We start from the raw sequence: 24,052 nt of genomic DNA on the forward strand, positions 1-24,052 counted from the left end.
CGGCCGGTGCTGCCTAGAAGCGGCGAAAGCGGGCTGAGAATCTACAAAGCAAGCCGACACCATTAATAGGTGCCGGCTTGTTTTGTTGGACTATACTAAACAACTCTTATTAGATATAGGTTAAACCAGAACGCCAAGGTGCTGTTTCGCGTCGTATTCCTCCAACGGTTCGCCGTTCTTCACGCGGTGAATAAAGTCCGGATTTGGAATAAGCGGACGGCCGAAAGCGGCCAGATCAATCGTTCCCTCGGCTAAAGCCTGCTCCGCGGTCCGGGGGTCGAGCGTTCCGACGCCGACGATAACGCCGTCCCAGTATTTGCGTACGAGCTCATGCATCGTTTTCCCGTCGGCAAGCACCCGGGTGAACTGCATGGTGGAAGGATGGATCATGGTCGCGCCCGCTTCCCGGAACGCATCCGTGAAGGTACGGATGGCACTGTCCGGATCCGGCCACATATAAGTCGGGTCATCGACTTTGTGGGCGGAGAAACGGATCAGCGTTCTCTCCGGCCCGATCGCATCGATAACCGCCTTCAGCACTTCTTTCGTTAGCGTTAACCGCTGGGCAAGGCCGCCGCCGTACCGGTCTGTCCGGCGGTTGCTTGCCTCCGAATTGAACTGGTCGATGAGATAGCCGTGCGCCCCGTGGATTTCGACGCCGTCGAAGCCGGCTTCAATCGCGTTGCGGGCCGCCTGCGCGAATTGGCCGACCAGCTCCTGAATGTCCGTGAGGGTCATCTCTTCGGGAGTGTCATAAGGCTTGCGCAGCCGGGCCACATTCCCTTCCGCCCGGATGGCCGACGGGGCTTGCGGTGGCAAACCGCCGGCAATCTCATGGTGAGACAAGCGGCCCACGTGCCAGATCTGCGCGATAATCGTGCCGCCCTCCGCATGTACGCCTTCGGTTACTTTTTTCCACCCTTCGATCTGCTCCCGGGTGTAGAGGCCGGGAACCCCTGGATTCCCTTTGCCGCGGGGACTGACCACAATGCCTTCGGAAATGATCAGGCCGATTCCGTCCGCGGCCCGCTTCCGGTAGTATTCGCCTACGTCATCATCGACGACGCCTGTCTTGTCATCCGCGAAACAGCGGGTCATCGGGGCCATGGCCGTACGGGTTTGAAGGCTCCAGGCTCCGATTTTCACCGGTTCGAACAGCTTGCTTTCCGGTCCGTCCTGCAATTTCCCCCAAGTGCTTATGCCGGTTGCTTCAAAGACTCCTTTGTCCTCAGCCATCGTAACTCTCCTCCGTTTTTCGATGATTTTATATTTTTGCAAATACCGAAATAAAAAATGTGCCGGTTTACTCTCCAAGCAGATAAGACGCGTATTGTTCCAGAACATGCCGTTGTATGCGGTAGTAACGGAACGTTCCCTCCTTACGGACGGCAATCACTCCGCATTCGAGAAGCGGCTTCAAGTGATGCGTCAAAGTGGAAGCGGCCGTGTTATTCAACAATTCCGCCATTTCCAGGCAGGCCAGTTCCCGCCGTTTGACCAGCATTCGGACGATCTGCAAACGCGTGCTTTCGCCGAGAGCTTTGTAAACTTTAACCGCATAATCATCGGTCACTGCGTAAAACCCGCTTTCAAGAAGTCGTCGTATTTTAGTGTTTCTAGAAGTAGCGTAATTCACTAGGGATTTATTGTCAATAGTTCTAAAGTTAGGGTGAATGGTGGGGATGAGCCTTGAAAAGAGGGGATGAATGCATCATGAGGAGGTACCGTGACATCTTAAATCCCGCTGCCTATAAACTCCGGAAACATAAAAAACCCCCGGTTAGGACCGGAGGTTCCCTGTAAAATCTTATTTTACACCCTTCATGTAACCCTGAATTTTCGGAGACAGCACGTAGAGCAGCAGGCTGAGCACAATCGCGGCTCCGCCGATGACGCCGAAATAAAGCATCTCCGTCTCGGGCGTATAGAACTTGACGATCTGCGCGTTGATCGCCTGCGCCGCCGCGTTGGACAAGAACCACAGGCTCATCGTCTGGGCCGTAAAGGCCGCGGGCGCAAGCTTCGTCGTAGCGGACAAGCCGACGGGCGACAAGCACAATTCGCCGACTACGACAATAAAGTAGCTGAGCACCAGCCACAGCGGATTCACCAGGGCGTCTCCGCCGAAATAGGCCGGCAGCAGGATGACGAGGAAGGACAAGCCGGCGAACAGCAGGCCGAGCGAGAATTTCTTCGGAATCGTCGGCTGGCGGTCGCCGAGCCGCATCCACAGCCACGCGAAGACGGGCGCGAAAACGATAATGAACAGCGGATTGAGCGACTGGAACCAGGCGGGCGAAATGTTCAGGCCCATGAAGTCCAGTTGGGTCCGTTTATCCGCGTAGTTGGCCAGAATCGTGGAGCCCTGCTCCTGAATGGCCCAGAACATGATCGACGCGATAAACAGCGGGATATAAGCCACGAGGCGCGAGCGTTCTACGGCCGTGGTTTTGGGGCTTCTGTACATGACGATGAAGTAAATCGTAGGAATCAGAAGACCGAGCACCCCGATGAGCTTGATAAACGTGGAGAAGGTCAGCAGGCCCGCCGGGATGGCGATGGCAACCAGGACGGCCACTACGACGATCCCTATTCCCATAATCGTGAAAACTTTCTTCTTCTCGGCCGGGGACATGGGGTTAGCCACGATAGTTCCGGCAAGCCCGAGGTTCTTTTTCTTGGTCAGAACGAACAGGACCAGTCCGAGGAACATCCCGATAGCCGCAAGGCCGAAGCCGAGGTGAAAGTTCTTCATCCCCACCGTTCCCACGATAAGCGGAGAGAGGAAACCGCCCAGGTTAATTCCCATATAGAAAATACTGAAGCCGGAATCGCGGCGGGTATCCTGTTCGCTGTAAATTTCACCTACGATACTGGATACGTTGGGCTTAAGCAGCCCGGTGCCGAGCACGATCAGCACCATCGAGACGAAGAAGAGGGCGACATTTCCCGGCACGGCGAGCACGAGATGCCCGAACATGATCAGAATCCCGCCGTAGAACACGGCCCGTGAAGTACCGAGCAGCCGGTCGGCGAGCCAACCTCCGATGATCCCCGACATATACACGAGGGAACCGTAAATGGACACAATGGCCAGTGCGGTTCCTTCCGGGAAGCCGAGACCGCCGCGGGTCACTTCGTAATACATGTAGAAAACTAGGATGGCTTTCATTCCGTAATAGGAAAACCGCTCCCAAAACTCGGTAAAAAATAAGGTGAACAGTCCCTTGGGATGTCCGAAAAACCCCTTTTGGGGTACACTTTCCACGATTTTCTGCTTGTCGATAGCCGGCATATACCATTCTCCCCTGTTTAAACAATTCTCTTTTTGGGCGGAGCCAAGTAAGTTTTTCCCACAAGATATAATACCCAGGTGTCATAAGTTACAATCTCGGAGGGTAAAGAAGGCTTATAATGACGTGATGGGTGCAAGAGGGTACTCTACCAGATTACTAGAAAAATGCTATTAAAGTCAAAAATGTAAAATATGGAAGTCGAAATCAGAGCGATAAAAGTAAAAATCTTTCACGTTCAGGTCCTTATAATTCCGTATGATGGAAAAGATAACGCTTTCATTAAGTTTTGATAAAATGGAGGAGGTATGACCATGTACCGTCTGACCCAAACATCTTATCTTGCCGTGATCCTCTGTTTTTCCCTTGTATTCACGCTGATAGGCGCAGGCACTTGCCCTGTACGGGCGGAGGACCCTTATGACGGCATGCGTTTGAAGCTGCTGCATTTGATTCTGGGGGACGATCAATATTCCCTACCCGTTTCGGACCCCGTGCTCCGCAGCAAACTCGCCAAAATGGACAGTGCCGTTTCTTCGTGTGCGGCGGCTTCGGCCCCTTGTTCCAGCGGCAAAGGAGTTTGGGATATCCTGAACCGCGGTGCGGACCGGACTTATTTGTGGGTCGACCTCCCTTTTACCAGCACGGACAGTTATACAAAATCGGGCGATATCACCAATTCGTATAACCGCCTGCTTTCCATGATTACGGTTTACTACACGCCGGGTTCGTCCTTTTACGGAAATACGGCTCTGAAAAATGACGTGCTGAACGCTCTTGACTGGCTTTATACGCAGAAGTACAACACGACCGTGGCTCCATACGGCAACTGGTACCACTGGCAGATCGGCGTGCCCCAGGCGCTGACCAAGATCGGCATCCTGATGCGGGACGATTTAACCGCTGCCCAGCTAACGAATTATATGAGTGCGGTGAACCGATTTATTCCTGACTCGGCGGCAAGAACGGTGAGCGGAAGTCCGGTTATGACCGGAGCCAATCTGCTCGACCAGGCCATTTCGGTCGCTTACCGGGGTATTCTGGTGAAGGATGCCGCGAAAATAACGAACGCGAGGGACGCGCTCGGCAGCGTCTTTGCGTATGAAGCATATTCTCGACGTGTCTCCTTAAATTTTAGGAAATCAAACGAAAAAGAATGGCCAAAATCAAGGGTGAACGTTGTGTTACTTACCTTTGAACGTGTTATATTTATAGCATAGGAAATAAAGAGAGCGGCCCGAGATGATCGAGGAAAGGATTCAGTTTAGAAAGGTTGTGAGTGCCATGGAGTACACCAAAAACAGTTAAACAGGCGGTAACCTAAAGGTTAGCCGCCAATACTATAAGAAAACACGGTGGTTAACATGGCAACCTTGAATTATAGCATCCATGAACGTATCCCCTCTGTCTCGGAACACAAGTTTATATGGGAGTCAGTTGGTTGGGGTAGTATTAATACGGAAATGTCCAAGGGCTCATTAAAAAATTCCCTTTATGGTGTTGTCGTAACAGTCAATGATGAGCCTGTGGGAATGGGGCGTATAGTCGGGGACGATTTTATGTATTTTTACATCCAAGACGTAGCTATTCTACCTTCTTTTCAAGGTTTAGGAATAGGGAAAAAAATTCTAGAATATTTACTTGCATATATCAAAAAGCGTCGTCTTGATAGCGGGATTGCCTTTGTCGGATTGTTTGCATCGGAAGGTAACGACACTTTTTATGAGAAGTATAGTTTTAAGAACCACTCGCCACATATGACAGGGATGTTTAGGGTATTTGAAAATTATTTTCCATAGCCGCTTCATTATACGATAGTTAGATTAGCCGCCTTTCAAGGGCGGTTTTCTTATGGGGTAGTCAAATCCATGATTACTATGACGATGCCTACACTTTGTCTGAAAATCTTGATAAATCATTTAAAGATAATTTTTTGCCGATTCAGCCTTATTTGAGAAATCTTAATAGAATAGTCCAAATCATTGAAATGGAAAAAGAACTGTCTGATGATGAGAAAAAAGAATATTTCAAAACTTTACAGTCGCAAATATCTTATTTTGAGCAAACGGTTATAGTGTATTACATGCTTTGGGAGGGTAGAAGTTTAGATACAGATTATCTTTTTTATACCGTGCAACCGTGCAATTTAGTCTTGACGGTATCTATAAAAATGACACTCACAAATTGGAATTCTTAAATACATTCCTTACACTCAACAAATATTGATTTATGTGGTCCGCTTCAATGTATTAACGTTTCAACTGGCATTAATGTATACATTAACTACACAAAAGAAAAGAAATTAAATTAAATAAAACATACATAGTCATGACCACTCGGATCATGACTTTTTGCCATGCCTTTAAAATTGATTTTAAGGCGTTTTATGTACTGGACATGTAAATGATCATTTAGAGATAGAAAGCGTCAAATGGACGGCATTATGTTCGTCTGATGACATAATAAAGGATATGTTTGGAAATTGAGTGAAAAAATGACACAAATGTTGAAATTGTAGAAATAGTGAGGAAGACCCCAGCATTAAACTGCGAAAAAACACGTACGAATCTCTTCTCGACTTTCTGTTGTATACCTCTCCATTCGAAAAATTGTTCCTTGTTAACATATATGGTAAAATTTATATGAAGGACATTCGAAAGGGAGGCTTTATGAAAAAATTGAAGGGCCGACAAAGCATGTATTTGATAGGAGAGTGGACAGATACATCATAGAAGGTGCCCTCAGAGGGGTTTCTCTATATGTAACTAGTAAAATCGGAAATAATTGGTTGACTGGAGTGACGCAGGCTTTTTTAGGTGACATAACTAGTAGCTTAAAAGACAAACAATATGAATACGCGACAGTTCTTACTAGAAAAGTATACACTAGTCCCGATAATAGATATGCATATTATATGACTATGGTTTATTACAGGGACTCCAGCTTTTCGACCCCATATAGAGTTAAGACCGAGTTCATGGGATGGGCTAATTAATTCGATGATCACTAGGGAGGTGTTCTTGTATGAAAGACATAATATCTAGTATGCTAATCGCCATCTTCATAACAATAGCCGCCTCTTTCGTCGAAAGACCTGTTAGCTTTTATTTTTTCGTGATTATTATGGTTATCATTTACGTTGTGGGCTGGATCGTTGAAAAGATAAGCACATATATTTCGAAAAATAAAAAGAGTAAGCAATTTAAAGGTTAATGGAGGATGACGGATTAAAGATAGGGAATTTGTCATCCGGTCACTTTGACACGTTTTTCGGCAGCTCGTTATAATGGCCTTGTTCTTCCTCTCTTGTAACAAAGTGCGTATGCTCTTAAAGCAAAGAGCGAAGCGTTTTTGCAGCGGACGGCTACGGCCGCCATTGTTTGAACGCAGCTCAAAGCACGGCCAACCGAATATATTAAACCAAAGTCATCCAATCTGGGCGGCTTTTTTATTTATCCATCCGTCTTTAAAGACAGATCCGGAAGCGGGAATGCCGGGCATGATCGCGATAAGGAAGCCAACCGAAGAAGAACACAGGGCGCTCTAACGGGTGGCCTTTTTTATTTGAACAAGGAGCGTGATACAAGTGGAAGAACAGAGGAGCACTGAAAAGGAAATTACCTAGGCTGCCAAGAAATTGTATAATGTAGGGCTGTACGCCCCATCCCGTTTTCTCGTTTGCATAAAAAGAGCTGCTCCGCGGTCTTCGGACCTGCCGGGGCAGCTTTCTTTATGTTGGGCTTGTCATATATCGTCTTACGTCTCGATGACATATTAATGTTCCTAGTGTGAACGAATAACCCAGGCACAATGATGGGCAAATGGAGCTGCACTTTGGATAATCAGAATAGATAATAACTGAATTTGAACTAAATATCCCCAAATTTGTATACTTTTCTTCGGTTCAATAGTTTAATGATTGAAATTTAATCGGTTTTCCCGGTAAGGCAGGTGGGACATGGAAGATGAATTGGCACGGTTGTTTTACGCCAAGGGAAGAGTGATTTTGAAGATTTTAATGAAAATGGGCGCAGGAAAGGAGGATGCAGAAGACATTTTGCAAGATACGGTGCTCAAAGCTTTCACCTATATCGATTCCATTCCGGAAGAGCAGATGACGGCTTGGTTATACCGCGTAGCCGTTAACAGCTACTATACTTTGCATACCAAAAATAAACGACATATGACCTTTGCTGCACAAAAGTTTACCGAGTGTTTGGCAGGGGAGGAGAAGGTGGAACAGCGTATTCTGCGGAATGAACACCGGCAGGAAATTATGAGCATTTTAGATTCCTTAAAAGAGACGCACCGAACTCTCCTCGTTATGAAATATGGAATGGATCTGACGTATCGGGAGATTTCCGAGCTTTTGTTTTTATCCGAGCACCAGGTAAGAACTTACATGTATAGAGCCAGAAATCAATTTAAAGAAAGATGGGAGCTGAACCATGAATACGACGGAGAAGGATGAAAACGAGACTTCGGTTGAAAAGCGATTGAATGAAGGGTTTAAACAGACTTTAAGGAAAGCAAAAAAACGGACCTTGCTGAGAACCGTTTTTATCAGTTTTTGTACAGCTCTTGTTCTGTTGGTTTCTACGGTATTTTTTGTCGTCCCGTATGCTAAAGAGCAGGTCGACAGGAATGGCCGAAAGCTGCTTGGTCAATTACAGGCGCGCTATCTGGTCAAAGGGGCAAATCAGTTTATGGATTCATTCAGATGGCAGAATGGAGTATTTAACGGGGAAATGGAATTTTACACCTTCAAATACGTGAACGGCAAAAGGGTGCATACCGGCACTTGGCGATATATGTACGGCATGCAGACGCCCAGCGATACATCGGGAGATATAGCAGGAGAAAAATTCTCTTCGGGAGGAGGCAACTCGTTAGAGTACACTGCAATGACTCAAGAGCAAGAAAATTACCGGCCCCGTTATAACCATGCGGGATTAAAACAAATGGAATTTTATGATCCTGCCGTGGATTACAACGATCATTATAAGGATGACCTCAAACTTCTGGATCAGATAGGGAAGGACAAATATGTGGAGATGGCGCTGTCGTTTGATAAATCTTATTCTTTGGACGAAGTTCAAACGATGATGTCTGCGGGGCCTAGTCCTGTCTGGTATTGGGTAAATTCCCAGAAGGAAGAGGACAGAAAAGCGAATAGTTATCAGCGGTACACTGAGAAGGGGAAAAATGGAGAGGATGTTGTTACTGAGAACTTCCCATCTCCTATTTATGAGGATAACGCGATCGGCTTCCATGCAGTTAATCATTATGGAGAGCAGCTTCCCGATCCCGAACAATTTTTTATTCCGGCCTTAAAGAAAGCCAGGATGCAGTCCACTTACGATATAATGGCCGGTTCGGACAACCTGTTGAATAAGGAGGACATCCGTATTTTAGGAGTTGTGGTGACGGGAGACCCGGAAACCTTAAAGGTTCTTCGAAACCGCCCCTTTATTAAAGCGGCTTCTCTTGGTGTGGTAACCGATAAATACTAGATGCCGATACTAGCAAGCTGCAGGCCGAAGCATTCCGGCATTCCCAAACCGGGATGTTTTTGTGCAGTCTTGAAAACATTTTCTTTTAACCTAATCAATTATTTGAATACGGACGGAGAAGGACAATCCGGCGGCTTGTAGAACGTAGTATCTGGGTAAAAAAACGGTTACACGCAACCGCTCTGTGGAGGTGACGTCCGGGGTACGGTTTCCGCTGAGGGAAGTTAGCCGTAGTCTGGAACCACGTTTTATCCGGAGTTCATGAAGCTGCTGACTCGATGAAACGGTGTAAAGAGCTTTCAGTCATCGTAAGATTCGGTCTTTATGCCCATACAAAAAGAGAGACCGGCCAAGCCGGGAACAGGAAAACAATTGGGGAGGAAACCGCTAATGAAATTGCGTTTCGAAGGAGATTTGACAGGGCTGCAGCCGGGTCTGCAGGTATTGCTGCAGGAGCTTTCCGTCACGGAAGCGGAAGACGGGCTGAAAGTTGCCGTCGGACCGTCATCCGGCGATCTGGAAGTGGGTCTGGAGCAGGGAGCGGCTTATATCCGCTACGGGCAGAAGCATCAGTTTTACCGCGCGCTCGGCCTTCTTGTTCAGCACGGAAGCGGCGGAGAGTCGTTCAGCATCCGGGAGAAACAGCATCTGGACGTCGTCGGGCCTATGTTCGACTTGTCCCGCAACGGAGTACTGACGCTCGAAAGCTTTAAATTTATGCTCCGCAAAATGGCGCTGATGGGCATGAATACGGTCATGCTGTATCTCGAGGACACTTACGAGATCGAAGGGGAGCCGTATTTCGGGTATATGCGCGGGCGCTACACACAAGCGGAACTGAAAGAGATCGACGATTATGCGGATCAGTTCGGAATCGAAGCGTTTCCGAGCATCCAGACGCTTGCCCACCTGGAAGAGTTCCTGAAGTGGGAGCCCGTCAAGGAATACAAAGACACGAAGGGCGCCCTTCTGGTCGGGTACGACAAAACGGACGAGCTAGTCGAGAAGATGATCGATGCGGCCAGCGCACCGTTCCGCAGCCGCAAAATCCACATCGGCATGGACGAGGCGGAAGAGCTGGGCCGTGGCAAATATTTGGACAAGAACGGGTTTACTAGCCGTTTTGATATTATGATCACGCACCTGGATAAGGTGCTGGACATGACGCGCCGCCGCGGGCTGAAAGCGATGATGTGGAGCGATATGTTCCTTAAGCTGGCTTCCGGCACGGGCAGCGAGCATTACAACAAAGACACGCAAATTCCGGCTGAGATGGCCGCCCGTATTCCCAAAGACGTCGATTTGGTGTATTGGGATTACGTGCATACCGAAGAAGCGGACTACGAAAGCCAGATTGCCCAGCACGCTCCGCTCGGCTGTAATCTCGTATACGCCGGCGGCGTCTGGGTGTTCAATACGTTCGGCGTGAACTACGGCCTGTCGCTGAAAGCGACCGACGCCGCTCTTCGCGTGAACAAGAAATACGGCATCCGCGAAGCCTACGCGACCATGTGGGGCGACGACGGGATGGAGAGTAACCCGTACATCGCGCTGCTCGGCCTGCAGTTTTACGCGGAGCACGCGTATACGGAGGGCTCCCCGGACTGGAACGTGCTCGCCGAGCGTGTGAAGTTCTGCACCGGCCTCGAGGCGGACGCCTATCTTCAGATGAAGTACCTGGACGAAACGCCGGGTTCGGAGCCGGACAACCGCAAACAGAGCAACCCGTCGAAGTTCCTGCTGTACCAGGATGTGCTGCTCGGCTTGTTCGACAAGCAGATCGAGGGGCTGGAGATGTCCGCTCACTACGCGAAAGTGGAGCAGGACATCCGCAGCAGACGCGACCCGGGCGCGGCGCTCGATTACATCTTCGACGTGCCGGAAAAGCTGGCCGGCGTGCTGAAGCGCAAGAGCGAGATCGGCATCGAGCTTAAGCGCGCTTATGATGCGGGCGATAAGGATACGCTGAAGCGTGTCGCGGAAGACGTGCTTCCGGAAATTGCGGAAGCGGTGCGTGCCCTGCGGGCGGCGCACAGAACCCAGTGGCTGAGCATGTTCAAACCGTTCGGATGGGAAGTCATCGACATCCGGTACGGCGGTGTTCTGAGCCGTCTGGATACCGCGTCCGTGCGGTTGCTGGACTACGCGGAAGGCCGGATCGGCCGGATTGAGGAACTGGAGCAGGAGCGCCTGCTGTACAGCACGTCGAACCGGTTCACGAACAAAGGCGTCGGCTGGTGCAGCTTCTACTACCGGATGGCGTCGCCAAACGTCTTTTTCCACGTCAATAATCCGTTCTAAGCCGGAATCCGGAATTGCCAATATGCAAAGAAGTAACGGAAGACCCTCCTCGTCAGGAGAGGGGTCTTCTTTTTTTTTGCGGGAAACCCGCAGAGGAATTTCTTATCTCGTAAGAGCCGCTGGAGCCGGGAGATCGCGTTTGCGGCTTTTCTTAATGTCGCCTTATGTCAAATTTAATGGAACGGGCATTGCTTTGATTTGCGACTTTGTGGCAGTATTAAGGGGGTAGAATATTTTGGCAGGTACAGCGGATTTTAAGCTTAATCATAGATGACGGTTATTTAATGAGATTCGGAATAAAGGAAGTGTCGGCTTGAAGAAAGGAACCATGATCATGCTCGGTGTCGTTCTGTGTCTGATTGTATTCCTGACGTTCAACCGGAAAACGGAAGACGCTTCTCCGATGCCGGCCCCTTCCGGGGAACCGGCCGGGCAGAATGGAAAAATCATCAACGTGCAGAACGAACGGCAGGCGTTGTATGCTTTTGTAAAGACCCGCATGACGGGTCCATTCGGCGTGTTTACGAATTTTAAGGAAACGGACGAAACCGGGGAAGCGGCCACCGGCCATGAAGTGCTCAGCGAATCCGCTTCGCTTCAAATGAGGGAAGACGCACGATCCAAGCGCAAAGAGGAATTCGCGCGGCATTGGGCGCTTGCCCGACAGACATTTGACCTGAAGCGGGGCTTCAGCTACCGGTACAGTCCCAAGCAGCAGAAGAAATACCCGCTCAACGCGGCTGTGGACGATCTGCGGGTGATCAGGGCTCTGGCCGAGGCGGCCAAGGCTTTCGACGAACCGGCTTACGCCAAGGAAGCGGAGAAATACGGCAAGCGGTTCTACGAAACGAACGTGAAGGACGGCAGGCTTTACGACTTTTACGATGAAACGTACGGGATTACGAACAAGTTCGTGACACTCTGCTATATCGACCTGCGGACGCTCGGCATGCTGCCTGTGCCGGATGCTTCCAGGCAAGCGCTGCTGGATAATATGAAAAGTCTTATCGCAAAAGGATATTTGTCGGACGCGTTCCCTTTTTACGAGACACGGTTCGATTACGAGAAGAACGCCTACACCTCAGAGGGGATCAATATGGTGGAATCCCTGCTCACGGTGCTGCATTTGGCGGAAGCGGGCGAACCGGCTCCGGCCAGCATCCGTTACATCAAGGACCATGTAAAAGCGGGGACCCTGTACGGCCGCTATACGAAAGATGGCACGCCCGCCACTCAGGTGCAGTCTACGGCGATCTACGCGATTACGGCGATGATCGGCTCGGAGATCGGCGATGCGTCGCTCTATCAGGACAGCATTCAGAGAATGAACGCCTATCAGGTGAAAGACGAAGGCAGCCCGCTTAACGGAGGCTTCGGCGATGTCGCATCCGGCCAGGCGTATTCTTTCGATAATCTCATGGCCCTGCTGGCTTATACTTACTAACTTACACTAAGGAAGGTGATCCGGATGACGACGGAAAAATCTATCAAAGAGCGGCTCCGTTTAGGTTTTATGCTGGCGGGACGTTATGTTTCTCCGGCTCTGCTGGCCGCTTTGGGTGTTCTGCTGATCACCGGCTTCGCCTTGTTTGTTCCTCCTTATATCGGGGTCGCCGACAACGGGGACTTTTTCCGCAGCATCTACAGTGAAGGCCTTTATTTCAATCTGCCGGATTACGACAGTCAGCGCTTCGGCTATTTCGTCAAGCAGTACGGCATTTACCAGTACTTTAACGAAAACGGCACGACCATAGTGTCATCCCAGTCGCTCTTCATTAAAGCGGCGCTCCTGCTCAACCAGCTTCTGTTCAGCTCGGTCGTATTCGATATCCGCTTTCAAGCGCTGCTTTTTACGCTGCTGCTGACGGCTGCCGTGTATTTGCTGGTGGAAGCTTTGACTTGGAAAATAGCGAGGAAACGCGGCTATCTTATTGCGCTCCTGGCTATTTTTATGTTCGGTGACACGGGGTACACCGCCTACTTCAGCTCCTTCTTCGGGGAAAGCATCGTGTACGTCATGATGCTGCTTGTCTTCGCGTCCTGGCTGCTTATGTACCGCAAAAGATACAACGATTACGCGCTGCTGACACTGTTCGTAATAAGCACGCTTATCCTGACGACGTCCAAGCAGCAGAACGCCCCGGTCGGTATAATCGTCGCCTTCATGGCCGTGGTTCTCCTGTGGGTCCGCAAAGAGAAACTCTTCCGGCTGCTTACGGCGGGATCGCTGGTGCTGCTGTTCGTATCGGGGGTGGCGACTTACGCCATGATTTCCAAGGAATTCGTGAACATCAACCAGTATCACGCCATGACGCGGGGAGTTCTGATGCAGACCGCTAATCCCGAGGATACGCTGAAATCGTTCGAGATCGATAAGCAGTACGCGATCCTGAAAGGCAGTATCTTTTACGAGCCTTACGCTACCGTGGACGTGAATTCACCTATGCTGGAAAAAGATTTCTACAGCCGCTACGGGTTCGTTTCCATTCTGGCCTACTATGTCACTCATCCGGATAAGCTGCATTCCATCCTGAATGTGGCGGCCAAGGACGCTTTTACGATCCGGCCTACGGCGATGGGGAACTATGAAGCCTCCGCCGGGAAACCGTTCGGGACGCATGCGGGTTTCTTCTCCGGCTACAGTGTGATGAAGAAAGGCTTGTCGCCCAAAACGTACGGGTTCATCGTGATCTGGATCGTAGTCATCGTGGGTCTGTACATGCCTTCGTTTGTCGCCGCTTTCCGGGCCCGCGACCCTCGGCTTGCCCAGCGTCTCCTTCTGATCGTCACGATGATTTTTATCGGTTTGGCGGGCATTCTGGTCTCGATCATCGGGGCGGGGGACGCGGACCTCGCGAAGCATGAATTTCTGTTCACGGTCGCGTTCGATCTCGTCACGTTCATGGCGATTGCGGACGGATTAAGCCGCCGCCTGATGCGCAATCACGAGTACGCGCCAGATGAAGCGGATAAGATCCGCACCGGAACCGGGAAAGGTGGGAACGCGCATGCGCAGCATCCAAGCCTATAAAATCAGCCTGCCGCTTCTGTTCCTGCTCGTTCTGCTGCTGATTCCTTTGCCTCGCGCGTCCGCAGCCGGGGCTCAGCCCGTCAAGGTGCTGCTGCTTTACGACAGCCTGGCCAAAGGGACGCCGCGCGAAGGCAATGTGACCGTGCTCCAGCAGCTCCTGGCTTCTTATCGCACTCAGGTGACCGTATCGAGTATCGACCGGTACAAGCAGGGAACGATGCAGGCTTACACCAACGTCGTTACCGTCGTCAACGACGGAGATATCCGGATAAGCAACCGGGCGTATCTGGACGATTTGTCCGCTTATCCGGGAGCCTACCTTCATGTGGGGTATCAACTGCCGGCCCAAACGCGCGACAAGCTTTCCGCCGCAACGGAGACCGTCAGCCACGATACCGCCCAGATTGTCGCGGACAAGCGGACGCAGGCGGATATCCCCGTCCGGGATATCGAAGTGCTGACGCAGACGGGCGGAAGCACGTACGGCACGATTACGCTCGGCGGAAGCGGGCGCAAGGCGCCCTTTAGCGCGGAGGCGGGCGGAACGGCGTATGTCCCTTATTTTCAGAAAGGGAATTTGAGCGAGCTTGCCATGGCTTCCGTGTTGAAGAAGTGGCTAGGTATAGAGGAGAATGGCCAAGCCTATGTGGTCCTCAAAGAAATCTACCCCTTCTCCGATCTGAATCTGCTGGAGGAGACGGCGGATAGGCTGTACGGGGCGGGTATTCCTTTTGTGATCAGTATCCGGCCCGTATTCGGCAATACCGACTTCCCGGCTATGAAGCGGTATGAAGAAGCGCTGAAATACGTGCAGACCCGCAACGGAAGCATTCTGGTCAACGCTCCGGTCGTCCTGGACGGAGTGAGCCGGGAAGGCGGGACCCTGCGGGAGAAGATGAACTGGTTTATCGCCGTTCTGGCGAAGAACGGGGTGGCTCCGCTCGGCGTCGGCACGGAGATGTACTGGGCGTACGACAAGGAGTACGCGAAGTCGGGTCTCGGCTTCTTCGATTCCGCGGTTCTTTTCCCGGACGTAAAGACGCTGTACCTCGATCCGTCCGATACGTCGAAGCCTTTCGCGTCCGCTCCGTACAGTATGCCGATGAGCTTCCTCCGGCAGTTCGGCGCCGCGGACCGGTCGGTCCCTGCTTTCCCGATGGATACCGCCGTCGTTTATGACTTTTTCGGGAGCAAAGAAGAGATGGAAGCGGCTGTCGGAACGCTGGGGTCCTCCGGGATTCCGTTCGCGGATTATAAATCCGGAAGTCATGAGGTGAAGGCGGGAGATCTCGTCGTCGCTTCGTCCCGCGGTACCGTTACGATCAACGGCAGTCCGGTCAATACGGAATACACGCCCCAAAAAATCAGTGCCGATTATGAATACGAGAAGAAACAGCAGCAGAGCTTGGCAGGGGCATTCAGCGTTCAGAACCGCATTTTTATCATCATTATTATGGTGTCCCTGGTTGTCTTCGGAGGTTTGATCGTGGTCGGATATCGTCTGTACCGCAAAAAATATTTGAAATAAGGAGCTCTCCATGACTATCTCAGACTACCTGATGTTGATAGCGGTCTTGTGCATCTGGTCTCTTCTTCTTGTCAATGTTCTGCTCATTATCGCGGGCTACTTCTATTACGTACAAACCGAGAGAGAGCCTGTGCCGGACATTCCGGCGGGGGAAGAGCCTTTCGTCACGATCATGGTTCCGGCTCACAACGAAGGCAAGGTGATCAGCCAGACGGTGGAAGCGCTGCTGGCGTTCGATTACCCGCACGACCGATATGAAGTTATCGTGATCAACGATAATTCCTCGGACAACAGCGCGGAGCTGCTGGCGGGCATTCAGACGAGGAACCCCGGACGCAACCTCATCATTATCAATACCGATTCCGTAACGGGGGGCAAGGGAAAATCCAATGCGCTCAACCTGGGATTCGCGCAGAGCAAGGGCGAGCTGATCGCCATCTATGACGCCGACAACACGCCGGAAAGAAAAGCGCTGCGGTACCTGGTGGCGGAAATCACGAACGACGCTTCCCTGGGGGCCGTCATCGGCAAGTTCCGCACCCGCAACCGGGATGTGAATCTGCTTACGCGCTTCATTAACATCGAGACGCTGTCGTTCCAGTGGATGGCACAAGCCGGCAGGTGGAAGCTGTTCAAGCTGTGCACCATACCCGGCACCAACTTCATTATGCGGCGGCATATCGTGGAGAGCATCGGGGGCTGGGATGTGAAGGCGATCGCCGAGGATACCGAGATCAGCTTCCGGATCTACATGATGGGCTACCGGATCAAGTTCCAGCCGAAGGCCGTCACGTGGGAACAGGAGCCGCAGACCGTCAAGGTGTGGTTCAAACAGCGGACCCGCTGGGCCAAGGGCAACATTTACGTGATCGTGAAGAACTGCAAGCTGCTCTTTCACCCTGAAGCGAAGAGGATCCGGTTCGATATTCTCTATCTGCTGTCGATTTATTTCCTCCTGGTGACGGCGCTCGTGACCTCCGATGTTCTGCTTGTGCTCAATGCGCTGGGTTATGTACATACGACCATCGCAAGCTTCAGTACGTTTTTATGGCTGCTGGCGGTCACGCTCTTTGTAGTAGGCACTTATGTCACGCTAACCACCGAAAAAGGTGAGATGAACCTCTCCAATATCTGGATCATCATGCTCATGTACGTATCCTATTGCCAGATGTGGATGGCGGTCGCCGCTTACGGCCTTTATAACTATTTCAAGGATCAACTTTTCGGCCGGGAAGTAAAATGGTATAAAACCGAACGCTATTAAGGCGCTTAGGAAGATCAACGAAAAATCGAGTACAGGAGAATTTCATGATGACTATGAAAAAATGGCTGGTGTTCATCTGCCTCTTATCGATATTCGCGGTGCAGTTCGGCCAGGTCGCCGCTGCTGCTCCCGCGAACGGGGAAGCACGCACTTATCAGACCGCGTTCACCGAAAGCGAATCATCCTTGTCGGGTGCCGTAAGCTCCAAACAGAAGTATTTCGAGCTGATGGACTACTGGAACGTGGACACGGTCAAAATCAATCTGGATTATCAGGCCACGCAGCTTGCTAAAGAACTGATATCCAGTGTCACTTTATCCGTAAACGGTCATGCGTTTCATTCCTTCCGCCCCGTGGCCGCCGATAATGGGCGCCAGCGGTTGTCGGTATCCGTGCCTAAGGAATGGCTCAAGAAGGGCAGCAACATGCTGGAGATAACCGGCTACATCCGTACGGTCGATAACGAGATATGCGCGCCGGACGATGCACCCGACCACTGGCTCAGCCTGTTTACGACATCGAGCATCGATGTGGCCTACACGAACGCCGAGTTGAAAGCGGCCATCAACGATTTCAGTCACCGTTTCGCGGGACTGGATACGGTCGGCGCCGGACAGAGCGTCCTGACGGTACCGGATAACGGCGACTCCGCCGAACTGGAGGCGGCCGTATACGCGCTCTCCGGCTTCGTCAAGGCCAAGAAAAACGCGGATAAGGATATTCCGCTGCTGCCTTACCGGGCCGATGTGCTGGGGAACAAGCAGGCGGTTGTCCTCGTCGGGCTGTATGACCGGCTTCCGGAAGGAATCAAGGGGCTGCTGAGCAAGCAGGATTACAGCACGAAGGCCGTCATCCAGCTGGTGAACAAGGACACGCAGCCGACGCTAGTCGTGACCTCCCAGAATCCGAAGCTGCTCGTTCAGGCCGGCCGTTTCGTCGCCAATCCGTCCCTGATGGAACAGACGGACAGCGACCTGAAAATCGTGGAGGAGAGCACCGATGTAACGACGCCTCCCGTTGCTTACAGCACCCAGGTGACGTTTACCGAGACGGGCGACGAAGTGAGAGGGCCGGGTCACCGGGAGAAGTCCTATTTCGTATCCCTGCCGACCAACCGGTCCATCGCGGATGCCGGTCAGATCACTCTCGATTTCCGGTATGCCCAGAATCTCGACTTCAACCGTTCTCTGGTGACGGTTTCCATTAACAACATTCCGATCGGCAGCAAGAAGCTGACGAAGGAAATGGCTAACGGAGACAAGGCCGTTTTCGCGATTCCGTCCAACGCCGCGGTATCCGGCAATTTCTCCGTGACGGTCGCTTTTGACCTGCAGATGATCAGTGCCGCCTGTACGCAGAACGGTAATCAGACGCCATGGGCCTTCCTTACGAAGGACTCCATGATCAATTTCAAAACGAAGGACCGGACGGATATGCTGTTCAACAACTATCCGTATCCGTTCCTGCGTGACGGCGTGTACAACCGCGTAGCGGTCGTGCTTCCCGAAGCGAAGGATGACTACACGTACCGTTCCGTCTCGAATGTGTTCAACCTGCTGGGCCAATATGCCAGCGGCAACACCGGGGACGTCCGTTTTTATAAAGATACGGCGGGCTCGGACGAGCTGAAAGATTCCAACATTATCGCCATCGGTACGTTCATCGACAACAAGCTCATTCAGGAAAACAATAAGAATTTATACTTCAAGTACGATCCCAAGGGCGAAGGCCTTCTGTCCAACGAAAAAATAAGCATTGAAACCGAGTACGGAAAACGGCTGGGCACGCTCCAGCTTCTGGCCTCGCCTTTCCAGGCGGGCAACGGCTTTCTGGCCGTTACGGGAGCCCGTGCCGAAAACTATTACCTGGCTTCCAAGCTGATCGCTAATGAGGACGCCAAGTGGAAAGTATACGGCGACGGCGTCTTCACCGATAAGGACGGCAGCGTCAGCGCCTACCGGTTTAAGAAAGAAACGGGCGAGGGAGACCAATCCCTGGTGAAGGACGTGCTGCAGCGCGGCGACGTTCTTGGCTTCCTGGTCGCTTTCGTGCTGGTCGCCGCACTTGCGATTCTCTCGCTGATCCTGTTGATCCGCAAACACTTGAAGAAGAGAGGTGGCCGCGATGAAAGTTAATCGTAGTTCGCTTCTATCCGATATCGCTTTCCTGGTGCTGCTGGTGTTGTGCAACGTCTGCGTCGCTTTCACTGCCGGGGACCCGAACAAGTACGTGGAAAATCTGATTTTCCTCAATCTCGCTTTCTTCTTTGTGGTAGTCACTTACTTCACCACGGTTACAGCCGGGCTCATCCTGAACATCGTGTTCATTTTCGGGTACGGGACCTACATTCTGTACGAGACCGTAACCCGCGGAGAGACCATTGGCGTATCGACTTACTTCTGGCTGATCATGACGCCGGTCCTGACGGTGGTCATCTGGCTCTTCACGACGGCGACGAGGCAGCTCCAGGCCGAGAACGACGATCTGCAGAAGCAGAAGGCCCGGCTGGCGACGCTGGACGAACGGACGGACCTCAAGAACAGCATCGCGTTCCGGAAGGATGCGAATGTGTTCGCGGGAATATCGACCCGGTATAACATTCCGTTGACGCTGCTCGTCATCAAGGTGAAGTATTGGAACGAGATTCGCCCGCTCATCGGCGAGGAACAGCTTGCGGAAGCCATTATCGACGTCTCCAAGATCAGCCAAGCCAGCATCCGTACCAACGATGCCCTGTACTTGCTGGACAAGGAAGACGCCACATGGGGGCTGCTGCTGTTCACTGACCGTGACGGGGTCAAAGTCGTGATGGAACGGATCAAGCAGAGTCTGGAAGAGTTCAACACCCGGGAATTTGCCCAGAAATACAAGGTCGACCTCAGTTTGAAAATGGGGGCGATCCAGTACCAGGCGGAGACGATCCAATCACCGATCGACTTTATCGTTCAGGCTAAGAAACAGCTGGAATATGACGTTTAGGCGCTTTTAGTTGCATGAAAAAAAACCGGTATGCTGAATGGCTCAGCGTACCGGTTTTTGTGTATGGAACCAGGCTCCCGAGGAAAAATGATTCTTACCGTCGGTTAACTTGCCGCTTTAGCTTGGGCGGCATTCCTGCCTTCAAGAAGCAGGCTCCAGCCGGTCAGAAGAACTGCGGCCATCACCATGATGCCGCCCACCCAGGTGGTATGGATCAAGCCCATGTGTTCGGTGACGATACCGCCCAGGTAAGCGCCGATGGCGATCCCGGCATTGAACGCCGCGATATTGATCGCGGATGCGACATCAACCGCTGCGGGAACATAGCGTTTGGCGAGCGTCAGGACGAAGACTTGGAGCCCGGCCACGTTCATAAAGGCGAACAACCCCATCAGTATGACGGTAATCAGTCCGGCTGCCTTGTAAGGAGCCGTCAAAGCAAGCGTGAACAGGACGACCGCCTGGAGAAGGAACATGACCAGCAGAGCGGGCAGAGGCTTGCGGTTCGCGGCTTTGCCGCCGATCACGTTGCCCACGGCAATGGCTACCCCGTAAACGAGGAGGAGCAGCGTGACGGTATTCTCTCCGAACCCCGTGACCGTATGCAGCAGCGGAGACAGGAACGTGAACACGACGAAGGTGCCGCCGTAGCCCAGCGCCGTAATGACGAACATCAGGAGCAGTCTGCCGTTCGTCACGAGCTTGAGCTGATCGCGGAACGTGGTGCGGACTCCCTTCGGCAGGGTGGAAGGGATGAGCACGCTGTTCGCGATGAAGGCGACGACGCCCACAACGACGATGGCCGCAAAAGCGAGCCGCCATCCCCACTGCTGGCCGATGAAGGTACCGATCGGCACGCCGGTAATGGTCGCCACGGTCAGTCCCGTGAACATAATGGAGATCGCGCTGGCGCGGCGGTGTTCGGGCACGAGATCGGCCGCGATGGTCGAGCCGATGGACATGAAGACCCCGTGGGCCAGCGAAGAAACAATGCGGGCGGCAAGCAGGACGCCTATGGTCGTCGCTCCGGCCGCCAGGCTGTTGCCGATGATGAAGACGACCATAATCCACAGGAGCAGCGTTTTCCGCGTCATCGTGGAGGTCAGGGACGTCAGGATCGGGGCGCCGAGCGTGATTCCGAGCGCATACATGGAAACTGTAAGTCCCGCTGTCGTCAAGGAGGTCTGCAAGTCCTCCGCAATCAGAGGCAGCAGCCCTACGCTGATAAACTCGGTGGTGCCTATAGCAAATGCGCTAATGGCCAGTGCCAGTAGAGCAAGTGTGCTTTTTGGTGAATCGGCAGTCATGGTTCTCTCTCCTATCGGTTCAGAATTCCGGGTATAACTGGAAGTCTGTTATTTGGACGATCGGTGTGGTGCATACCGGCCGGTGAATGCTATTATGGGGGATAGAGACCTGCATGAAAAGAACGTACTTTTAAGTATCATAGGTACTTGGGAGTAATGTAGTATCTTTGGGGAAACCTATAAAATGGAGGCTGAAACATGACAACAAAGAAGAAATACAACATACCGGTTGAGGCGACTTTGGAGATTATCGGGGGAAAATGGAAGTGTGTGATTCTATGCCACCTGACGCACGGAAAAAGGCGCACCAGCGAGCTGAAGCGTCTTATGCCGGCGATTACGCAAAAAATGCTCACCCAGCAGCTGCGGGAGCTGGAGGAAGACGGAGTTATCAAAAGAACGATCCACCAGGAAATTCCGCCTCGCGTGGATTACGAGCTTAGTGAATACGGGTGGGGGTTGAAAACTATCCTCGATTCTTTATGCGCCTGGGGCGAGAACCACATCGTTAAAGTATACGGGGACAAGTCAGCCGTTCTGGAAGACAGTTTTTTGAACGAGAAAAGCTTTGCCAAGGAAGAAGAGTCGCCAGTAAGTTGACATAACGTAGGAGAGATTTTAAAATAGTTCAATGACTATCCAACAATTAACTGTGGAAGACGAGCAGCGGGTCAAGATTTTTAAGGCGCTGGCCGAAGTGAAGCGAATCGAGATGATCCGGTACCTTCATCGTCATGACCGCAGCAATACGTGCGGGGAAATTGGCGAGTCCATAGGCATGGACAAATCGAACATATCATACCTTCTAAAGATTTTGTATGAAGCCGGCCTCATAAAAGTGAGCCGCAGCGGCCAGAATAAAACGAGCGAACTGCGTAGAGACGTGTTTCATCGATTTTTGCCGGGTTTCTTGGACAGTTTGTAAACTTGTCGGGAAGCCTGTGTTTTTCAGGCCAATAGTTTTATAGTTTTAAAACTATCAAAATAGGGTAAAAAACAGATCACGCCCGCTTTGATGCAGCTAGTTTGTCCGGTAGCTTTATTTTTTATTAACCATTGTTCAATAAAACCAACGAGAAATGAGTGAATTCATGTGCCGATGAACAAACAGATCTTACTCCGTTCGCGTCCTGAGGGTATGCCGACCGTAGATCATTTCGAATTCAGGGAAGTTCCCGTATCCGATCCTGCCGAAGGCCAGGTGGTCGTGCGTTCGCTGTACTTGTCCGTTGACCCGTATATGAGAGGCAGGATGAACGAATCCAAATCTTACGTGCCGCCATACAAGCTGAACGAGCCGATCAGCGGCGGGATTGTCGGAGAGGTCGTATCGTCCCGTTCGGAGCAATTTGAAACAGGGGACAAAGTGCTGGGGATGCTCGAATGGCAGCTTTACAACACGGTAGATGCTTCCTCCGTCCGCAAAGTGGACGAAAACCTGGCCCCGCTGTCCGCTTATTTGAGCGTACTCGGACTAACGGGAATGACGGCCTACTTCGGTCTGCTGGATATCGGCAAGCCGAAAGAAGGCGAGACCGTCGTCGTGTCCGGCGCGGCCGGAGCGGTGGGCATGATGGTCGGACAGATCGCGAAGCTGAAGGGAACGCGCGTCGTCGGTATCGCGGGGTCGGACGAGAAAACCGCCTACCTGGAGAAAGAGCTCGGCTTTGATGCCGCGATTAACTATAAAACGGCGGATGATCTGGATGAAGCGATCGCGAAAGCTTGTCCGGACGGAGTTGACGTTTACTACGACAATGTGGGCGGACGAATTTCGGACGCCGTGATGAAACAACTGAACGACCATGCGCGCATCCCGCTTTGCGGCGCCATTTCCTCCTATAACAGCACGGACGGCGACCTGGGTCCCCGGATTCAGCCTCAACTGATCAAGACCCGCTCTCTGATCCAGGGCTTCGTTCTGAGCGATTATGCTTCCCGTTTTCATGAAGCCGGGGCCGATTTGGGCAAATGGCTGTCCGAAGGGAAGTTGAAGTACGAAGAAACGATTGTGGAAGGCTTCGACAACGTTCCTAAAGCGTTCCTGGAGCTTTTTAAAGGAACCAATCTGGGGAAAATGCTTGTAAAAGTAAGCGAGGCGGACGGAGAGTGACCGAGGATCTTGCGGTCGCGCAGCGAGATGGAAGCTGAGCTTACCAACAAGCTGCATGAAATAAAGATTAAGTGGCGGATGGCGGGGGACCTGGTGTCCTCCTCTTTTTCGTTAAACGGGAAAAAGCAAGCGTTCAGAGATGTCAGTGTACGTGGAATTGGTCATACGACAGCGGACATGAAATGACTTAGGCTTCTCTAAATCCTAAAAAAGTCATAGTAAAAAAAACCACTATTAATCCTGCAACGATAAGAAAAACAAGTAAGATCCCAGTGAATTTTAAGAATCCACTCTCACCTGTTAAAATTCCTATAAAGCCTAAAATAATGCTAATAATTAAAGAACCTAGTGCTGAAAAAAATAATGTTTTAATTATAGTCACTTCAGTGGAAGTAGGATTAGTTGAAACTGAGTAACTAATAATAAGCATCAATGCTCCTACAAGACTAATGATGGTTGACAACGCTCCGAAGGTCCTCTTTTTAGTAGTCAATATTTTTCCCTCATTTGAGTATGAAAAAATTTAAAATTATCAAAATAAACCTTTTTATCCCATTTCATTTTAACACAAATTGCAGGGATTAGTCTTATGAAATAAGCGAATGCAAATTACGAAAAATAGGGCATTAAAGTATTCTGAAGCGCAAGGCGTAGTGCAGACGGATAAAGAAAAACCTCCATCTCGCAAGCTGCGGTTCCGGAGGTTTTTGAGCTTTTATGGTT

20 protein-coding genes are annotated in these 24,052 nt (G+C 51.4%); 15 read left to right on the forward strand and 5 right to left on the reverse strand.

Annotated features, from left to right (window positions below; genetic code table 11):
* Positions 1-120: 120 nt before the first annotated feature.
* The 3 genes from KVT34_RS20425 to KVT34_RS20435 all read right to left on the reverse strand — a co-directional run bounded on the left by KVT34_RS20425 (position 121) and on the right by KVT34_RS20435 (position 3,295).
* Positions 121-1,236, reverse strand: a complete 1,116-nt coding sequence (locus tag KVT34_RS20425) for an alkene reductase (RefSeq protein ID WP_217560681.1) — start codon at positions 1,234-1,236, stop codon at positions 121-123.
* Positions 1,237-1,303: 67 nt separating this feature from the next.
* Positions 1,304-1,573: an ArsR/SmtB family transcription factor gene (locus KVT34_RS20430; protein ID WP_217560682.1), complete on the reverse strand. Its 270-nt coding sequence runs from the start codon at positions 1,571-1,573 to the stop codon at positions 1,304-1,306.
* A gap of 234 nt (positions 1,574-1,807) precedes the next feature.
* Entirely contained in the window at positions 1,808-3,295 is a 1,488-nt protein-coding gene (locus KVT34_RS20435) for a peptide MFS transporter (protein WP_103995489.1), read from the reverse strand.
* 312 nt (positions 3,296-3,607) lie between these two features.
* On the opposite strand from KVT34_RS20435, the gene KVT34_RS20440 reads away from it, so the two are divergent.
* The 12 genes from KVT34_RS20440 (at position 3,608) to KVT34_RS20495 (ending at position 19,909) form a co-directional block, all read left to right on the forward strand.
* Positions 3,608-4,513 carry a hypothetical protein gene (locus KVT34_RS20440; RefSeq protein WP_254635031.1) on the forward strand — a complete coding sequence of 302 codons (906 nt, stop codon included), beginning with the start codon at positions 3,608-3,610 and terminating at the stop codon, positions 4,511-4,513.
* A 144-nt stretch (positions 4,514-4,657) separates the two neighbouring features.
* A complete protein-coding gene (locus KVT34_RS20445; RefSeq protein WP_217560683.1) occupies positions 4,658-5,092 on the forward strand; it encodes a GNAT family N-acetyltransferase in 435 nt (144 codons plus the stop codon).
* A gap of 95 nt (positions 5,093-5,187) precedes the next feature.
* The gene (locus KVT34_RS20450) at positions 5,188-5,490 is read left to right on the forward strand and encodes a putative phage abortive infection protein (RefSeq protein WP_217560685.1); all 303 of its coding nucleotides are present in this window, start codon (positions 5,188-5,190) and stop codon (positions 5,488-5,490) included.
* Positions 5,491-7,251: 1,761 nt separating this feature from the next.
* A complete protein-coding gene (locus KVT34_RS20455; protein WP_217560686.1) occupies positions 7,252-7,764 on the forward strand; it encodes an RNA polymerase sigma factor in 513 nt (170 codons plus the stop codon).
* Positions 7,742-8,806 (forward strand): anti sigma factor C-terminal domain-containing protein, encoded by a 1,065-nt coding sequence (locus tag KVT34_RS20460; RefSeq protein ID WP_217560687.1) that lies wholly within the window; start codon positions 7,742-7,744, stop codon positions 8,804-8,806. Before KVT34_RS20455 ends, KVT34_RS20460 begins: the two co-directional genes overlap by 23 nt.
* 390 nt (positions 8,807-9,196) lie before the next feature.
* The gene (locus KVT34_RS20465) at positions 9,197-11,107 is read left to right on the forward strand and encodes a family 20 glycosylhydrolase (protein WP_217560688.1); all 1,911 of its coding nucleotides are present in this window, start codon (positions 9,197-9,199) and stop codon (positions 11,105-11,107) included.
* A gap of 313 nt (positions 11,108-11,420) precedes the next feature.
* The gene (locus KVT34_RS20470) at positions 11,421-12,551 is read left to right on the forward strand and encodes a hypothetical protein (RefSeq protein ID WP_217560689.1); all 1,131 of its coding nucleotides are present in this window, start codon (positions 11,421-11,423) and stop codon (positions 12,549-12,551) included.
* Between the two features lie 24 nt (positions 12,552-12,575).
* Positions 12,576-14,138, forward strand: a complete 1,563-nt coding sequence (gene wsfD / locus KVT34_RS20475) for a glycan biosynthesis hexose transferase WsfD (RefSeq protein WP_217560690.1) — start codon at positions 12,576-12,578, stop codon at positions 14,136-14,138.
* The gene (locus tag KVT34_RS20480) at positions 14,116-15,666 is read left to right on the forward strand and encodes a hypothetical protein (RefSeq protein WP_217560691.1); all 1,551 of its coding nucleotides are present in this window, start codon (positions 14,116-14,118) and stop codon (positions 15,664-15,666) included. Before wsfD ends, KVT34_RS20480 begins: the two co-directional genes overlap by 23 nt.
* Positions 15,667-15,676: 10 nt before the next feature.
* Complete coding sequence (locus tag KVT34_RS20485) at positions 15,677-16,930, forward strand: glycosyltransferase family 2 protein (RefSeq protein ID WP_217560692.1); 1,254 nt, start codon at positions 15,677-15,679, stop codon at positions 16,928-16,930.
* Positions 16,931-16,974: 44 nt separating this feature from the next.
* Complete coding sequence (locus tag KVT34_RS20490; protein ID WP_217560694.1) at positions 16,975-19,065, forward strand: cellulose biosynthesis cyclic di-GMP-binding regulatory protein BcsB; 2,091 nt, start codon at positions 16,975-16,977, stop codon at positions 19,063-19,065.
* A complete protein-coding gene (locus KVT34_RS20495) occupies positions 19,055-19,909 on the forward strand; it encodes a diguanylate cyclase domain-containing protein (protein WP_217560695.1) in 855 nt (284 codons plus the stop codon). The genes KVT34_RS20490 and KVT34_RS20495 overlap by 11 nt, the downstream gene beginning before the upstream one ends.
* 104 nt (positions 19,910-20,013) lie before the next feature.
* Here the strand turns inward: KVT34_RS20495 and KVT34_RS20500 are convergent, their stop codons facing one another.
* Complete coding sequence (locus KVT34_RS20500) at positions 20,014-21,216, reverse strand: MFS transporter (RefSeq protein WP_217560696.1); 1,203 nt, start codon at positions 21,214-21,216, stop codon at positions 20,014-20,016.
* 198 nt (positions 21,217-21,414) lie between these two features.
* Between KVT34_RS20500 and KVT34_RS20505 the strand changes: the two genes are divergently transcribed.
* The 3 genes from KVT34_RS20505 (at position 21,415) to KVT34_RS20515 (ending at position 23,329) form a co-directional block, all read left to right on the forward strand.
* Positions 21,415-21,816: a winged helix-turn-helix transcriptional regulator gene (locus KVT34_RS20505; protein WP_217560697.1), complete on the forward strand. Its 402-nt coding sequence runs from the start codon at positions 21,415-21,417 to the stop codon at positions 21,814-21,816.
* A 31-nt stretch (positions 21,817-21,847) separates the two neighbouring features.
* A complete protein-coding gene (locus KVT34_RS20510; protein WP_217560698.1) occupies positions 21,848-22,141 on the forward strand; it encodes an ArsR/SmtB family transcription factor in 294 nt (97 codons plus the stop codon).
* Positions 22,142-22,315: 174 nt separating this feature from the next.
* Positions 22,316-23,329, forward strand: coding sequence for an NADP-dependent oxidoreductase (locus tag KVT34_RS20515; RefSeq protein ID WP_217560879.1), 1,014 nt, complete (start codon positions 22,316-22,318; stop codon positions 23,327-23,329).
* 187 nt (positions 23,330-23,516) lie between these two features.
* Here KVT34_RS20515 and KVT34_RS20520 read toward each other — a convergent pair whose 3' ends face one another.
* Entirely contained in the window at positions 23,517-23,792 is a 276-nt protein-coding gene (locus tag KVT34_RS20520; RefSeq protein ID WP_254635032.1) for a hypothetical protein, read from the reverse strand.
* Between the last annotated feature and the right edge of the window lie 260 nt (positions 23,793-24,052).

It is taken from the genome of Paenibacillus sp. GbtcB18 (genome assembly GCF_019091125.1).
Classification (GTDB): domain Bacteria; phylum Bacillota; class Bacilli; order Paenibacillales; family NBRC-103111; genus Paenibacillus_F; species Paenibacillus_F chitinolyticus.